This is a genomic window from Sneathiella aquimaris (assembly GCF_026409565.1).
GTDB lineage: Bacteria > Pseudomonadota > Alphaproteobacteria > Sneathiellales > Sneathiellaceae > Sneathiella > Sneathiella aquimaris.
In genome coordinates this window covers 626,337-643,460 of the sequence record NZ_CP112881.1, presented here as the reverse complement: position 1 = coordinate 643,460, position 17,124 = coordinate 626,337, and the positions used below count along the sequence as shown (strand labels likewise).

The following is a 17,124-nucleotide window of genomic DNA, read 5'->3' as shown; positions in this document are numbered from 1 at the left end:
GCCTTTACCGGCACCCTTCTGATGAGTTTTTCTGATCTTGCCAAAGCGGCAGACACCTCCATAAAAGCAGAAATTGGACCGCGTCCCTTTTATCTGCTGGAAGATCTGGAAGAAGGGCCTTTGAAAGAGGCTTTGTCTTCTTGTAAAACCGGACCATTTTACCGAACAGATTTTTCAATCGCGCATCGCGGGGCGCCTCTGCAATTTCCAGAGCATACGAAACAATCGTATGAAGCGGCTGCCCGGATGGGTGCAGGCATCATAGAATGCGATGCCACCTTTACAAAAGACCAAGAACTGGTCTGCCGTCATTCACAGTGCGATCTTCATCAAACGACGGATATCCTGTTGAGACCCGATCTGGCCGGTAAGTGCACACAGCCATTTTCTCCCGCAGGTGATGGTTCGAAAGCAACGGCCAAATGCTGTACATCTGATATCACCCTGTCAGAATTTTACTCCCTCAACGGGAAAATGGACGGTGTGAACACGAAAGCTAAGACGGTACAGGAATATGTAAAAGGCACATCGCCTTGGCGGACGGACCTTTACGCCACGAAGGGGACCCTTCTTTCTCATGCAGATTCCATTGACCTGATCGACCAGCTGGGCGCGAAATTCATTCCAGAACTCAAAAAACCTGCCGTATCCATGCCTTACCAGGGAGATTTCAGTCAGGAAAAATACGCCCAGAAACTGGTCGATGCCTACAAAGAAAAAGGCATTGATCCATCACGGGTCTTTCTTCAATCCTTTAATCTTGATGACGTTTTATACTGGATAAAAAACGAACCTGATTTTGGAAAACAGGCGACCTATCTGGATGGTCGCTACCGGCAAATCAACCCGTCAAATCCGGATAGCTTTTCCCCCACGATGCAAGAACTTGCGGAGCAGGGTGTCAAGATCCTCGCGCCGCCAATCTGGATGCTTCTGGATTTGGACAGCGACAATAAAATCGTCCCGTCTGCCTATGCACTCGAAGCCCGAAAAGCGGGCCTTTCCCTGATCGGATGGAGCCTCGAACGATCCGGCCCCATGCAAACCGGCGGGGGCTGGTATTATCAGACTGTCAAAAATGCCATTAAAACGGACGGGGACATTCTGAAGGTTTTGGATGTATTAGCGAAAGAGGTTGGTGTGAAAGGTATTTTTTCTGACTGGCCCGCGACCAGCAGCTTCTACGCCAGCTGTAAGGGCTTGAGTTGAATTACCGGTTTGGGTGCGACGCGATTTTTTCCCGCTGCACCGTTTGCTCTTTGATGGCAGATAAAATCGGCGCAAGATCAATTGGCTTTAACAGGACTACATCCATGCCCGCCCGCAGCAGTTCTGCCTGACTTTTCATGGATTCTTCACCCGTTAATCCGATGATTGGGATCTGATCAAACTGAGCCTGCTGCCTTATTTTCATCGTCGCGGCAATCCCGCTGACATTGGGCATCATGGCATCCATGATAATCACATCGACATGTTCTTCTTCGAGAATATTGAGGACTTGCTGACCATCCTCTGCAAGGATTACATCTTTTACCAACGTGGAAAGCATGGCGTTCAACAACAGTCTGTTCACAACCACATCATCAGCAATCAATACTCGCAAACCGGAAAGTTGATCACTACTGTCCGGCGCAGAGACCTTTACCTCTTCCTTGTCCAAGGGATCGAATTTGGCGAGCTCTGTTTCAGTTGGGACAAAAGCTGGAAGCGAAATTGAGAAATCTGTTCCCTTGGCGACTTCACTCCGGACCGTTATTGTACCCCCCATAGCTTCGACGAGGGATTTACTGATTGCCAGCCCCAAACCCGACCCGGACCTATTTTCACCAGTACTGCTTCTGGTAAATCGGTCAAAAAGGGTTTCAAGGTCTTCCTCGTTTATTCCCACACCAGTGTCTTCCACGTGGATTATCAGAACAGGCGTATCATCCATCGTATGATACGTTGCAGAAATATTTGCATATCCCCGAGCCGTATATTTAAGGGCATTATCAATAATATTGACGAGTACTTGATTGACCTTACGCTGGTCGAGCATCAATCTTGCCGGCACTTCTTGCGCAATCGAGAATTTTACGGACAAACTACTGTCTTTTTTACCCGTTGTAACGATCCGAAAAGCATCGTCGATCACTTGCCGAATATTAACAGGTGTTAAATTCACCGACAGATTACCGCTTTCGGCACGTTGCAAATCCAAATAATCATTTATCAGACTAAGAATATAATTTCCTGATTCATGAGCTGTCTCGACAATAGGACGCATGGATTCTTTAAACCCATTATCCAGTATATACCGCTGAGCTCCTAAGACGCCCTGAAGCGGCGAACGAATCTCATGCGATAAAATTTCGAGGAATTCCGATTTTTCTTTGAGAATTTGCTGACTTCTGACGCGTGCTGCATTGCGTTCCTTCAAATAACCAAAAATGGTCAGCCAGGTGATACTTAACACCAGAAAAGTCAAAACCATCGCTATGCGGATAATCATCTGATCAGGCGCCTGAGTTACCCAGCCCCCCTTTGGGGTGACGGCTAACACCCAATTTCCACTGCCCAGCTCAATCGTTTCACGCACAGGCTGAGCCCGTTCTGTAAATAAAGAAGCATCTCCATAGAAAACTCTGCCTTGCTCCCCAAGGCCATCATGCCCCCGAATAGCCAATTCAAATTCGTCCGCAAATTCGAACAATCCCGATTGTTGAAAGAACACATTGACGTCAATCGGAGCCGCCAGAATTCCCCAGTCTTTGCTCCCCCCTCCGGCGTCCTTGACATAAACAGGCAACCTGACAATAAAGGCGACCCCTCCTTGAACCAGACGAACAGGTCCGGCAACAATTGGCTGTCCAACGCGAAGGGTTCTGAAGGCGGCAGCCCGCTGTTCTACTGGAGCCTTCCGATAATCCAAGCCAATCGAGGCTTCGTTCCCTTTTATTGGATGTACATAGGTGACGACCATATCAGGGGCCGCTGCAATGCTTCTAATACCAGGCCCCAAGCGGCGAACCGACCCAGCATAATGCTCAAACTCACTTTGCTTCAAGTTGGGATTGCCTTCTATCAGGGCTTTCAGACCGCTGAGAATGAAAATGCTTTCTCTTACCTGAGCAGAAAGACGAATACTGATTTCATTGGCGGCGCGCTGACTATCGTTTGTCTGGATATCGCGGCGGGTTTGCTCGTTTACTTTTTCGATTTCATATCCAGCAACAAAGGTCGCGACGGCAAGCGTCAACAAGACAGCAAAAGACAGAAATTTAGGATTTCGGATCAATCGAACAACCTGGGCTCTAAGAAAAAACAGAGTAACTTGACATTATATTGGCAACAGTCACTCACCTTACTAAAAAAAGCCTAGATTATGAACCTTTACAAACTGTGAACAATCACCTTCAAACCCCAAACAATTCTATCGCTCCTTCGCTTGCTTCAATCTCTAGCCATCAACCGCGGCCAGCAAGGCGGCATTCCCGCCCGATGCTGTCGTATCAATGCTCAAGGTTCGTTCCGCCGCGAATTCCCTCCACCCCTTGGCACCGTCCAATAGAGAGACGATCGGACCTGTCCGTTCTGACAACCAGATCCGCATCTGTTTTGCATTCAGTGCTCCGCCACTTAGGGCACAGGAGGAAAGACCTTTTAACTCACGAACAACATTTTCAACCTGTTCGGAAGGAACCCGTGTAATCAGGGCATCCGGCACAGAATACAAACTCAAAGCCCTGAGCATGATATCAAAATCCGCTTGCGGGGCCTGCACTATCACGCGATTACCGACCATCAGTGCCAAAAGGCAGTCCCGCATCCAGTCGTCACCCATAACAAAAATTGTTCCGCGGGCATGAAACTGAAGCTGGTTGCTTTCCCCGGTTGGTCCCGGCAGAAGCATAATGTCCTGATCGAAATCCTTCGCCTTCTTCTCAAAACCGGAACTATCAAACGCGGTTGATTTCGCCAATGATTGCGCCACCGACAAAATTGCAGTCCGGCGGTCGGGATGGAGCTGCCACTTAGCCAGAGCCGTGCCGGGCAACGACGGTAAGGCCAGAGGAGACGATGGCGCCTTCCCCATCCGTAAGCTTGTTTCCTGCGTCGATCCGATTTTTATTTTTTTGCCAACAAAACGATGCAGATATAAAGGACCGCCCGCCTTTGGTCCAGTGCCCGACAACCCTTCGCCGCCAAAAGGCTGAACCCCGACAACAGCCCCAATCTGATTTCGGTTCACATACAGATTGCCAACCTTTGCTTTTTCCGCAAAGCTTTGGACACGACCATCCACTCGGGTATGCAATCCCATTGTCAGTCCAAACCCAGTATTGTTTATGGCATCTATGACCTGCTCAACCTGATCTGCTTTATAGGTTGCCACATGCAGCACGGGGCCAAAAACTTCCCGTTCCAATTCATGGATGCCATTAATCCGGAACAGCGAAGCCGCAACATAATGTCCTGATGAAGCGACCGCGTCGTTGGGAAGGACCTTTTTCAGCAACGCCCCTTTTTCTTCCATAGCAGCACAATAGGTTTCAATATTTTGTTTCGCTTTCGTATCAATAACCGGACCCGCATCGATATCGATGTTCAAAGGGTTTCCAATGATCAATTCATCCATCGCCCCTTTCAGCATTGAAATCGTTCTCTCCGCCACATCTTCCTGAACATACAGGACCCGCAATGCGGAACAGCGTTGGCCAGCGCTTTGAAAGGCAGATGCTACGATATCGCGCACGGCCTGCTCGGGAAGGGCTGTAGAATCAACAACCATCGCGTTGATCCCGCCGGTTTCAGCAATAAAGGGTGCGTAGGCTGCCCCCTGATCCGCCATTGCGCGGCAAATTACCTTCGCGGTATCGGTTGACCCCGTAAAGCAGACACCAGCGATATCGGGCCGCGATACAAGAGCGTTCCCGATAAGCTGCCCGGCACCTGGCACCAGCTGGAGCACGTCATCAGGAACCCCTGCCTTGAGCATCAACCGGGCCGCAAAAGACGCGATAAGCGGCGTCTGCTCAGCCGGTTTTGCCAATACAGCATTCCCGGTTACCAACGCCGCAACTATTTGACCGGTAAAGATGGCAAGCGGAAAATTCCAGGGTGATATACAAACGAAAACTCCTAATGCATCGCCCGAAGCGGACAACGCTTCTTTCTCCGCTTCATTCGCATAGAATCGGCAAAAGTCGACGGCCTCGCGGACTTCGCTCAATCCATCCAGCAGAGACTTTCCAGCCTCCCGGCCTAAAATTGTCATCAGTTCAACGCGATTTTCTTCATAAAGATCAGCAATCTGCCGAAGAATCTGACTGCGTTCTGTGGCATGGCGTCTCGCCCAGGCAACCTGTCCTGCGATCGCGATTTGCACCGCGTTTTCCACTTGTTCAAGCGTCGCAGATGAAACATGCCCAACACTATCCTGAAGATCCGCAGGATTGATGACCGCTTGCGCCTCGCCAACCTCTTCTGTTCCGTTGAGGATCGGACCCGCTGTCCATTGCTTCCCTTCGAACTGAGCACGCTTCGACAGAAATTCATCGAGCACCGCAGGGTCCGAAAGGTTCATCCCGTCTGAATTAATCCGCCCATCCGGGAAGATGTTCTTTGGTGCCGGGAGTTTGAACGTAGAGTGTTCAGTAACCCCGTCCAAAAGCGAAATTGGATCGCGCACCACATCCCGCGCGGGCACCTTTTCATCCAGCACCTGATTGACAAATGAACTATTGGCACCGTTTTCCAGTAACCTGCGCACCAGATACGCCAGAAGATCCTCATGCACACCAACCGGGGCGTAAATCCGGCAACGTGTCGAATTTTCTTTCTTGACGATGTCGTGCAGTCCTTCACCCATACCGTGCAACCGCTGAAATTCAAAGTTTCTCTCGTCACCTGCCAGCGCCATTATAGCCGTCATTGAATAAGCATTATGGGTGGCAAATTGCGGGTAAACATGATCGGTCATCGACAGCAACTTTTTCGCACAGGCCATATAGCTCACATCCGTCGCTGCCTTTTTGGTAAAGACGGGATATCCGGGCAACCCTTCTACCTGGGCCAGCTTGATTTCTGTATCCCAATATGCCCCTTTCACCAAACGAACCATGATCCGCCTGTTCAGGCGCTTTGCCAGATTATAACACCAATCAAGAACATAAAAGGCGCGCGGACTATAAGCCTGTACAACAACGCCAAAACCGTCCCACCCTCTTAAATCCTTCTGAGAAAAGACAGCCTCAATAACATCAAGCGACAAATCCAGCCGATCTGCCTCTTCTGCATCGATATTAAAACCCATCTGCGCATTTTTAGCCTGCTCGGCAAGGCTGAGAACCCGGGGCACCAGTTCTTCCAGCACCCGCTCTTTCTGCAAAAACTCGTATCTTGGGTGCAAGGCGGAAAGCTTGATTGAAATACCGGGGTTGTCGCGGATATCAGAATGATACGCGGCCTCCGAAAGCCGGGCGATTGCGCGGGAATAACTTAAGAAATACTTCCGTGCGTCCTTCGCCGTCCGGGCGGCCTCCCCCAGCATATCGTATGAATACTGATATCCCTTATCCTCCATCCCTTTTGCTCGCTGCATGGCCTCAGAAATATCACGGCCCAGAACAAACTGGTGCCCCAAAATCTTCATCGATTGGGCAACAGCCTTCCGAATAACAGGCTCTCCAGCGCGCTTAATCAGATGCTTGATGTTGCTGACAACGTCCCAGTTTTCTGTTTCCTTGGGTGAAATCACCTTGCCTGTCAGCATCAGCGCCCAGGTTGAAGCATTCACCAATGGCGACGTGGAGTGACCCAAATGCTGACCCCAGTCCGCCGGGGCGATCTTGTCACTGATTAGCATATCGATTGTCGAGTCATCTGGAACCCTCAGGAGTGCTTCGGCCAGGCACATGAGAGCCACTCCCTCTTCCGTGCTGAGACCATATTCACCGAGAAAAGTTTCCATTAATCCGGGATTTTTTGCCCGGCGAAGCTGACGAACAAGATCTGCTGCATCCGAGACCAGCGCTTCGCGCGTGTTTTCTGACATGGACAGATAATCAGTCAGGGTTTGTATCGCCTTTTCTTCATCGGCCAGATGCGCGCCCCGAATGACATTGCGCAAAACAGTTTCATGGTTTTCAAATTTCATTTCCATCGGGAACCCCTTCAAATCAGAGCCAGCAGACAAAATACAGCAAGGTCTCGGCGGAGAGTTTAGGGCAAATCAACTAGTCATCGAGACCAAAATTCTTACATTTTTTGAACAATTGAACTACTTATGTTACTTATGCTCTCCTAATTTCCTGAAATTCTTAATAAAAGCAGTCAAATGGATAAAATCGATAAGAAAATACTGGCAGAAATGCAAAAAAATGCTCGAATCACAATGACTGAACTGGCAGCGCGGGTTGGATTGACCAAGACACCGTGTATTGAACGATTAAAGAGACTGGAAGCAACGGGGGCCATACAAGGATACGGGGCACACCTAAATCCTGCCCAGTTGGATGCCGGTCACATTGCTTTCGTACAGGTTACCCTCAACGATACCACAACCGCGGCTTTGCAGGAGTTTAATCTTGCTGTTCAAAAGGTCCCGCAAATACAAGCCTGCCACATGGTCGCCGCGAATTTTGATTATCTGCTCAAAATCAGAACAAAAGACGTAACAGACTATCGCCATTTTCTGGGAACGACGATTGCCCAGCTCCCCAAAGTACAGCAGACAAGCACCTATATCGTTCTGGAATCCGTTGTCGACACAGTGACGTTCAACATACCGGACTAATGGATTATAACGGCCAGAAAAACAAAATGGATGGTGTGGCGATGCCAACGATAAGAACTTCCAGCGGCAACCCCATACGCCAGTAATCACCGAATTTGTAGCCACCCGGCCCCATGATCAACGTATTGTTCTTGTGTCCGATTGGGGTTAAAAAGGCGCAGGACGCGGCAACAGCCACGGCCATCAGAAACGGATCGGGACTAACCCCCAGGCGGTTCGCAACATCCACCGCAATCGGCGCCCCGACAACAGCAGTTGCTGTGTTATTCAAAACGTCTGACAAGGTCATGATAACAATCATCAGCGCGGCCAGAACGGCGATAGTCGGCAACCCATCGGTCAAACTAACAATGGATTGTGCCAGCAGGCCCGTGCCGCCCGATGCTTCCAGTGCAGCCCCCAACGGGATCATTGATCCCAAAAGCACGATCACGGGCCATTCAATCTGCTGATAGACTTCGTGAATAGGCACGATTTCGAGCAGGATATAAGCTGCCACAACAATGGCCAGCGCAACGGCAAGATACAGACCTCCAAAACTGGCAACACCAATGGCCGCCGCAAATATGCCCGTTGCCAGCCATGCTTTCTTATATTGGGTGACGGACAGGCCACGCTCTGCCAAGGGTAAAACACCGAGCCAATTGATACCGTCATTTACCCGTTCCGATGGGCCAAGCAGCAACAGAATATCACCGGCTTCAATGTCAAGACGGCGTACCCGTTCGCGAAACCGCTTCCCCTGCCGAGAGACCCCCAGCAAGGTAACGCCGTGCCGTGCCAGCAAGCGCAGGGACAACGCTGAGCGCCCGACGATGACGGAATTTTCCGGCACCACAACTTCTGTCAGCGTCATACCGCCTGAGGCAACTTTCTCATGACGTTTTTCGCCATCGAATTCAAGTTTCAGCGCGCCTCTGAACTGATCAATGGATTGGGGTCCTGCCTCGACAACCAGAATGTCTTTCGCCTTGATTTCCACGTTGCGCGCGTATCCTGCAAGGCGCCGGTTATTTCGGACCAGGCCAACAATCGACACGTCATTTTCTTCAGCAACCGCATCCAGATCCCGCACCATATTGCCGATCACATCCGTGCCTTCTACGACAATCAGTTCAGCCACATATCCTTCCAGATCAAGAAGATCACCTGTGGGGTTTTTGTCTTTTTCGCTTACCGGGATTAAGCGCCAGCCGAAAAAAGCGACAAACGCTATTCCAACAACCGCACAGGATAAACCGACAGGCGCGAAATCAAACATTCCAAAAGCTTCGCCCAGCGCCTGTTCCCGGTAAGCCGCAATTATGATATTGGGCGGCGTACCGATAAGCGTGATCATCCCGCCCAAAATAGTCGCAAAAGCCAGCGGCATCAGCGTAATTCGGGGCGACCGTTCCGCTTTTTTCGCAGCCTGAAGATCAACAGGCATTAATATCGCTAACGCAGCGACATTATTCATGAAGGCGGAGAATACAGCGCCCAATCCACTCATCGCGATAATATGCCGCGACAATCCGAGTTCCATTGCCGTCAGTTTCCTGGTGATCATGTCGATCGCCCCGGATTTGACGAGACCACGAGAGACAACCAGAACCAGCGCTACAATAATTGTCGCCGGATGACCAAATCCGGAAAAGGCTTCACTGGTCGGAACCACCCCCAGAACCAGCCCAATAATCAAGGCGATAAACGCAACAAGGTCATACCGCCAGCGTCCCCAGAGAAGGAAGATAAAAACAGTGGCAAATAACGTAAATAGAATGATCTGGTCGACTGACATTCCTGTCTTTCCTTATGCGGATTGCTTGAGTTGCTAAGCCTGACTTAGGAAGCCTTACCCAGGGCCGCCAGCATTTCGCCCATTTTCTGGTGGATCAGATTGACTGCTTTTAAGGGCCTTACCATTACTTTAAAGTCTGTAATCAACCCATTTTCATCACAGGATATCATATCGACACCGTTTAACGTGATCCCATCAATGACAGTTTGAAATTCCAGAACCGCCTCTTGCCCACCGATCACCTCTCGTAAATATTTGAAATCATCGCCGTTCAAAACGTTAAACGCGGCGGCAAGATACAAGGTCGTAATCTGCTTCCCTTTTTGTGGGGTGTGAACGACAGGAGAATGAAAAACAACATCATCGTGCAAAATTGCATCCAGCCCCGCCACGTCTTTTGTTTTTAACAGTTCGTGCCAGTTCTCAATCGTTTTTTGTATCATTACATTCTCTTTTATTTTCAGGCGATTTACGCATGGTAGTCGTGCAGGCAGAAGATGTAAACGCCCCCTAACGGATGCCCCGATACTTTTGCAATAGCTGAGAGAGTGGAAACAAAAAAGCAAACATGATAGTTGCCGCTGTTACGATGGAAGGCCCTGTAGGCGTATCCAGATACGCAGAGCCAAAGATCCCTCCGACAACGGCACATAGACCAAAAAATGCGGCAAGAATGGCCATTGCTTCCGGGCTCTGCACCCATTGACGGGCTGTTGCCGCCGGAATAGCGAGTAAAGAAGTAATCAATAAAATTCCAACAATGCGAATGGAAACTGCAACAACTATGGTCATCAGCAACATCAACATCAGGTTGACCCAGAATGTCTTGACCCCTTCTGCCTTTGCCAGATCTTCATGAATGGTCATCAGGGTAAGGGCCAGCCAGTTTTTCAGCAACAATACAAGGACCAGCGCGCCGCCCCCGAATATCCAGTATAACTCTTCAGTGCGAACCGTCAGGATGTCGCCAAACAGATAAGATTGCAGGTCAAATCGTTGATTCCCGGCAAAACTAAGGGCGACCATACCAATAGATAAAGCCGCATGCGCCAATATACCCAGCAATGTATCGGTGGCCAGAATACGGGTATGCTGAAGCCATAACAGAATGAGAGCAAAACCGCTGCAAACCAGAACAGTGCCCAGATTACTGCTGATTCCGGTCAGCAACCCCAGTGCGATGCCCAATAAGGCACTATGGGCCAGAGAATCCCCAAAATAAGCCATCCGTCGCCACACGACAAAACAACCCAAAGGGCCCGCGATCAGGGCAATACCCGCACCAGCGGCCAACGCTCGAAGAATAAAAGGGTCAACCATGTTTATGCGTCCCTGATCCGGCAGTTTTTTCGTCAGCGCCGCTTAGTTCCTGAAGATGGTCCTCCTCACAAATGTCGGCCCCGGTATGAAGATGAGTGTGGGGGTGCGTAAAATTGTGAGCGTGAAGATGATGATGGGGATCGTCATCATGAAAATGGTGATGTTGATAGCTTGCCATCAACTCCGCCATATCCGTTCCAAACAATGAAATGAATTCGGGGTCTTTTGTCACATCACGAGGTTCTCCGTGACAACAGATTTCCTGTGCCAGACAGATGACATTGCGGGTCGACGACATAACCAGATGCAGGTCATGAGAAACCATTAAAACGCTCATTTTCCGTTCTCGATAAACACGATCCAGCAATTTGTAGAAAGAAAGCTGTCCAGTGATATCAAGGTTTTGGGCAGGCTCGTCCAGCACAAGCAGGTCAGGACTATTCAATAGGGCACGGGCCAGAAGGATACGTTGCAATTGTCCTCCCGACAAAACGGCCAGCGGTTTATCAAGAAAGTCGCCGACTTCCGTTTCCTCAATAACATGCTTTAATCCAGCCTTGTCGGTTTTTCGGCGTAACGTCAGAAATCTACGCGCCGTTATCGGAATAGTCGGGTCAGCCACCAGACGCTGCGGCACATAGCCCATTACCAGACCCTTTCGCATGGTGACATGGCCACTGTCTGGGGGATAGAAACCCATCAGGCATTTAAGCAGCATCGATTTTCCGGCCCCGTTCGGCCCGATAATCGTCACAAAATCCTGTTCTGCAATATCAAGGGAAATGTCTTTCAGGATGTCCTGAGAGTCGCGGGAAACACAGACATGTTTCGCAGAGATCAAACTATCCATTTAACTAGCTTCGTGCCTCGCACTTTTCGCATTCACCTTCTATTTCCAATGTGGTGTGATGGGGCGAGAAATGGCTTTTTTTAGCCATATCACGAACGACATCCACGATTTGGCCCGTACAACATTCCTGCACCTCATTACAGACAGAACAGATTAGGAAAAAGCAATCCTGATGCTTCAACGGATGGCTACAGCCAACATAGGCATTCAGGCTGTTAATTTTATGAACCAATCCATTTTCTTGTAGAAAATCAAGTGCGCGATAAACGGTTGGGGGCTTTGCACTATAGTCGGAACCCAGTTTTTCCAACAGATCATATGCTTTGGCTGATCCATGATTTTCCCAGACCAGTTCAAGAACCCGTCGCCGTAAGTCTGTGAAGCGCAAACCGCGTTCATCACAGATACGGTTCGCCGCTTGAACAGCATCTTCAACACAGAGTGCATGTTCGTGGCATTCGTGCATAACCCACCTCATCAGGAATAAGAGCGTTACATTATAACATAATACGGCGGAGGTAAAGCGTATCAAAATGCCTTTTTCCAAAAGAAAACTGCCGTCAGAACAAGGATGAACTGTGGGTGGATCCTGATTTGAAAACGAAGAGTCAGGATGTTTCGGGTTTTTCGACCATCTGGACACGCACGTCCCGTTGCGGGAAAGGAATATCCACATCATTATCCCGGAAAATTTGCCAAACGGCGATCAGAACATCGCTCGTAATATTGGCGCAGCCCGCCTCTGGGTCGGCAATCCAAAAACGCAGCTCCAGATTAATGGAACTATCCCCGAACCCGCGCATCAGGCACCGTGGCGCGGGTGTTTTCAATACTCGTTTTTGGCTGGCTGCTGCCTCTTCCGCCAACTTGATAACATCGGGAATATTGCACCCATACCCCACACCGATCGGCGTCCTTAAACGAACATTCTTTGAACTGTAAGACCAATTCACAACCTGCTGTGTAATCAGATCCTCGTTCGGGATTAAAAACTCCATTGAATCGCGGGTAATAACAGACGCATATCGGGCGCCCATAGAATGAACCCTGCCGTATGTTTGACCAACCTCAATCACATCGCCGGGCTTTATACTTTTATCCAAAAGCAAAATAACGCCGCTGATCAGATTGGACACAACCTTTTGTAGGCCAAAGCCGATACCAACACCCAGCGCACCACTGAAAACCGCGAAGGCTGTTATGTTAATGCCCGAGTTGGATAAAACGATCAAAATCGCCGCGGCGATAAGGCCGACCCGAATAAGTTTTGCCAGCAACACCTGAACCGAAGGTGTCAGGGCTTTGGATTTGTAGATGCGGGCTTCGGTAAAACGGGAGACACCCAGAAAGATCCAGAAAACAATAATGCTTGCCACAACGCCCTTGGCGATTTTCAGCATTGAAATCTGCGTATCCCCGAAACTGAAAGCAAGACTATCAAGGAATTCGAGTGTCGGCGTCAGCAGGCCGACAATATTCAGCGCCGCAATCACCCAGACACACAAAGCAACCAGACGAGCCCAGGTAGTGTTCTGCATCAGGCGGGTAAAAATATGAATGACAACCCACGCACTCAAGAGCGAACAGGTGACACTTAGAATGGAAGAAGGATGCCCTGTCCCCTGTATCCCCGCCAAGACAAGAAACTGGATGATCAGCCAGATGGCAGGACGGGTTACTGAAAAAACAGCGTCCGCAATCTTGAGAAAAAACGCTCCTGATATCTTCTTCTGTAGTTCGTCAAGGGAATGCTGGATTTTCGGGGTAACGATATGAGCGAGGCCATATCCAATGATGATTGCGCCGATCTGTACAAGGATTTGAGGCTCTGAAAGGGATTGAACAACATATCCCCAAAACTGATTAAAAATCTCAGCCAGTTTTTCTTCTGTCATTCACGCCCTCCTTGCAAAATACAGGATAACCAGAAATTTCAAAAAAAATCAAAAGTAAACGGTTTTTAACCGTGTTCCCTAACTGCTTTTTAAGATCCGGCCCCTATTATCCACGCCAGTAGCTTAAAGAGTAGCGTATCTCGTAGCGTAAAGAGTTGAGTACCAGTTGCGTAATCAGTAGCGTTTTGAATAGGCCGGGTGCCGTACACACCCGGTCTCAGCTCGCACACCAAACTTCCCCCCAAAAAAACTTCTTCAAACGACAGACAACGTCGCCATCTCTGGCCTTACCTGCGCCCTGGTTCAATTTCATTGAAAAAATCAAACTTCTTTTCTCTATAATAAAAATATGTTGCAAAATTTTTCTGTTGTGAAAAAATGCTTAATAATTTCACGTATGAATAATTTTGGACCCAAATTATGAGTGACATGCAGGAAAATAAAGTTCATCCCTCGATGGATGAACTTGCCATTGGTCACCAGATCCGGGATTTACGCCGGGCCAAAAGACTGACACTGACAGAATTATCAGAAACGATCGGCAAGTCAGTCGGGTATATCAGCCAGATAGAGCGGGGGAAAAGCTCGGTGACCATCCCGGTCCTGCAGGATATTTCTGCCGCGTTGGGCGTTCAGGCCAGCTGGTTCTTTAGCGGGCAGGCAAATGCCCCAAAAGAAGAACGGGATTTCATAGTTCGCAAGGAAAACCGAAAAACACTTGATCTTTCCAGCACTGGATTGACCGAAGAATTGCTCTCTCCCAATCTCAGCGGGTCGCTGGAATTTCTTCTGACCACCTATCAACCCGGCGCCGGAACCGGAGATCGGCCGAGGCAGCGCAAAGGAGAAGAGGCTGGCCTTATTCTACAGGGTCTTCTCGATATCACGATTAACGGAAAAACGTTTTCTTTGAGGGAAGGGGACAGTTTTTCCCTGCCTGACAAAGGAGAACATGCCTGCGTCAATCCCGGCGATGAAAATCTTGTCATTGCGTGGGTCATCACACCACCGAACTATTAGGAAAACGCCATGTCACGAACAGTCTCACTTCCTCAAAGCGCAGATATCATCATCATCGGGGGCGGTGTCATCGGCTGCTCTGTCGCGTATCACCTTGCGTTACTTGGGTATAAAGATGTCCATCTGCTGGAACGCAAAGAACTGACATGCGGAACCACGTGGCATGCGGCTGGACTGGTTGGGCAATTACGGGCGACCAGTAACCTTACGCGCATGGCTCAATATACCAGTGATCTCTATCGTGATCTGGAAACCACCACTGACTATTCCACCGGCTTTAAACAGAACGGCTCTTTAGGCTGTGCAATGACAGAAGGCCGATGGGAAGAGTTACGCCGCGGCGCTTCCATGGCCCGCAACCTGGGACTGGAATGCGAGATTTTTACCCCGGAAGAAATCAAAAATCGTTGGCCTTTGATTACAACAGATGATTTGCTTGGCGCCATTTTTCTGCCAAGCGATGGCCAAACCAACCCCATCGATACCACCCGCGCCATGGCCTCTGTTGCCCGCGACAACGGGGCCCATATCCATGAAGGGGTCAAAGTTGAAAATATCCAGCATCGTGACGGAAAGATAACCGGCGTTGAGACTGATCACGGCCCCATATCCGCAAAAAAGGTGGTTTTATGCGGCGGAATGTGGTCCCGGGACATCGCCGCCGCTATTGGCGTCTCCGTCCCCTTACATGCCGCTGAGCATTTCTACGTTGTAACGGAAGGGATCGATGGCCTGCCCAATGATCTGCCCGTCCTGCGCGACCCCGATCATAGTATCTACATCAAAGAAGATGCCGGAAAACTCTTGATCGGTGCGTTTGAGCCGGTTGCAAAACCGTGGGGGCACAACGGAATTTCAGAAGATTTCTGCTTTGATGAACTTCCCCCCAACCTGGACCATTTCGAACCGTTTCTGATGAACGCCATGCGGCGGATGCCTATTCTGGAGAAGACAGGTATTCGCACATTCTTCAATGGTCCGGAAAGCTTCACGCCTGATGATCGATATTTGCTCGGTGAAGCGCCCAATATGGAAAATCTATTCATAGCCACCGGCTTTAATTCCATCGGCATTCAATCAGCTGGCGGAGCGGGAAAGGTCCTTGCTGACTGGATCGACCAAGGCGAACCGACCATGGATCTTTGGGATGTGGATATTCGCCGGACCATGCCGTTTCAGTCCAATCGGCAATATCTGTATGACAGAACCAAAGAAAGTCTGGGTCTCTTATATCAAATGCACTGGCCTTTTCGTCAGCCTGAAACCGCCCGAAACGTTCGCAAATCAACACTCCACGATCGATTGGAACAAGCCGGCGCGTGCTTTGGTGAACAAGCAGGATGGGAGCGCCCCAACTGGTACGCAACCGACGGAATGAAAGCGGAATATAAGTATAGTTTCGGCCGCCAGAACTGGTTTGACAATGCCGCCGCCGAACATACCGCTGTGCGGGAAACAGTTGGCCTGTTTGACCAAAGCTCATTTGCCAAATATCTAGTGCAGGGTGCTGATGCGGAAGCTTTCCTGAACCGGCTTTCCACTGCCAACCTCGCTGTAGAAAATGGTAAGGTTGTCTATACTCAATGGCTCAATGCCCGCGGAGGGATCGAAGCGGACCTTACCATCACCCGCCTCTCGCAATCCTGTTTTATGGTAGTCACCGCCTCGGGATCGCAAGTGCGGGATCTTCACTGGATCAACAAACAGATCACAGAAAAGGATCGCGTAACAGCAACAGATGTGACGTCGGCCTATGCGGTTTTAGGGATTATGGGCCCCAATTCCCGCGCCCTGCTTTCATCTCTCACCAGCAGCGATTTAAGCAACAAGGCCTTTCCATTTGGTACCAGTCAGGAAATTGATCTTGCTTACGCAAAGGTACAGGCTACGCGGATCACCTATGTTGGAGAATTGGGCTGGGAACTTTATATTCCAACTGAATTTGCACAAAATGTTTACGATACTATTGTCGCTGCCGGGCAAAAGCATGGCCTCAAACATACGGGGTATCACGCGATGGACTCGCTTCGCATTGAAAAAGGCTATCGCCATTGGGGCCACGATATTACGGACGAAGACACCCCCCTTGAAGCGGGCCTTGCCTTCACAATTGACTGGGACAAACCAGAAGGTTTCATCGGAAAAGACGCGTTGCTCAAACAAAAACAGGAAGGGTATGGTAAACGTCTCCTTATTTTCACATTGCAAGATAAAGACGCCACGCTGTTGCACGACGAACCGATCTGGCGTGATGGCAAACGGGCCGGGAATATTTCTTCCGCAGCCTATGGGCATACCGTCGGCAGCGCAGTCGGTTTGGGATATGTAAAATACGACGGGCATTTTGATAAATCAGCGTTGCTCGCCAGTATGTACGAAATCGAAATTGCCGGCGTTAAATATCCCGCCTCGGCAAGCCTTGGCCCCTTGTATGATCCAAAATCTGAACGGCCTAAATCTTAAGCCCTCGCTATTTGATTGG

At 49.6% G+C, this 17,124-nt stretch carries 12 protein-coding genes; 4 read left to right on the top strand and 8 right to left on the bottom strand.

Going from position 1 to position 17,124, the window contains the following annotated elements; translation table 11 throughout:
* Window positions 1-21: 21 nt before the first annotated feature.
* Window positions 22-1,209, top strand: a complete 1,188-nt coding sequence (locus tag OIR97_RS02900) for a glycerophosphodiester phosphodiesterase family protein (RefSeq protein ID WP_343052803.1) — start codon at window positions 22-24, stop codon at window positions 1,207-1,209.
* Between the two features lies 1 nt (window position 1,210).
* Here OIR97_RS02900 and OIR97_RS02895 read toward each other — a convergent pair whose 3' ends face one another.
* Complete coding sequence (locus OIR97_RS02895) at window positions 1,211-3,277, bottom strand: ATP-binding protein (RefSeq protein WP_169544207.1); 2,067 nt, start codon at window positions 3,275-3,277, stop codon at window positions 1,211-1,213.
* 162 nt (window positions 3,278-3,439) lie between these two features.
* The gene (gene putA, locus OIR97_RS02890; RefSeq protein WP_219821645.1) at window positions 3,440-7,144 is read right to left on the bottom strand and encodes a bifunctional proline dehydrogenase/L-glutamate gamma-semialdehyde dehydrogenase PutA; all 3,705 of its coding nucleotides are present in this window, start codon (window positions 7,142-7,144) and stop codon (window positions 3,440-3,442) included.
* A 174-nt stretch (window positions 7,145-7,318) separates the two neighbouring features.
* On the opposite strand from putA, the gene OIR97_RS02885 reads away from it, so the two are divergent.
* The gene (locus OIR97_RS02885; protein ID WP_169544206.1) at window positions 7,319-7,777 is read left to right on the top strand and encodes an Lrp/AsnC ligand binding domain-containing protein; all 459 of its coding nucleotides are present in this window, start codon (window positions 7,319-7,321) and stop codon (window positions 7,775-7,777) included.
* Between the two features lie 4 nt (window positions 7,778-7,781).
* Here the strand turns inward: OIR97_RS02885 and OIR97_RS02880 are convergent, their stop codons facing one another.
* The 6 genes from OIR97_RS02880 to OIR97_RS02855 form a co-directional block, all read right to left on the bottom strand.
* Window positions 7,782-9,557, bottom strand: a complete 1,776-nt coding sequence (locus OIR97_RS02880) for an SLC13 family permease (RefSeq protein ID WP_169544205.1) — start codon at window positions 9,555-9,557, stop codon at window positions 7,782-7,784.
* Between the two features lie 44 nt (window positions 9,558-9,601).
* Window positions 9,602-10,000, bottom strand: coding sequence for a nuclear transport factor 2 family protein (locus tag OIR97_RS02875; RefSeq protein WP_169544204.1), 399 nt, complete (start codon window positions 9,998-10,000; stop codon window positions 9,602-9,604).
* Window positions 10,001-10,067: 67 nt separating this feature from the next.
* Window positions 10,068-10,877, bottom strand: coding sequence for an iron chelate uptake ABC transporter family permease subunit (locus OIR97_RS02870; protein ID WP_169544203.1), 810 nt, complete (start codon window positions 10,875-10,877; stop codon window positions 10,068-10,070).
* On the bottom strand, window positions 10,870-11,727 hold the full coding sequence (locus OIR97_RS02865) for a metal ABC transporter ATP-binding protein (protein ID WP_169544202.1): 858 nt from the start codon (window positions 11,725-11,727) through the stop codon (window positions 10,870-10,872). Before OIR97_RS02865 ends, OIR97_RS02870 begins: the two co-directional genes overlap by 8 nt.
* 4 nt (window positions 11,728-11,731) lie before the next feature.
* A complete protein-coding gene (locus OIR97_RS02860; RefSeq protein WP_219821644.1) occupies window positions 11,732-12,193 on the bottom strand; it encodes a Fur family transcriptional regulator in 462 nt (153 codons plus the stop codon).
* 142 nt (window positions 12,194-12,335) lie between these two features.
* Complete coding sequence (locus OIR97_RS02855) at window positions 12,336-13,622, bottom strand: mechanosensitive ion channel family protein (RefSeq protein WP_169544201.1); 1,287 nt, start codon at window positions 13,620-13,622, stop codon at window positions 12,336-12,338.
* Window positions 13,623-14,042: 420 nt separating this feature from the next.
* Here OIR97_RS02855 and OIR97_RS02850 point away from each other — a divergent pair, with 420 nt between their 5' ends.
* On the top strand, window positions 14,043-14,642 hold the full coding sequence (locus OIR97_RS02850; protein WP_169544200.1) for a helix-turn-helix domain-containing protein: 600 nt from the start codon (window positions 14,043-14,045) through the stop codon (window positions 14,640-14,642).
* Window positions 14,643-14,651: 9 nt separating this feature from the next.
* Complete coding sequence (locus OIR97_RS02845; RefSeq protein ID WP_169544199.1) at window positions 14,652-17,105, top strand: GcvT family protein; 2,454 nt, start codon at window positions 14,652-14,654, stop codon at window positions 17,103-17,105.
* Window positions 17,106-17,124 lie beyond the last annotated feature (19 nt).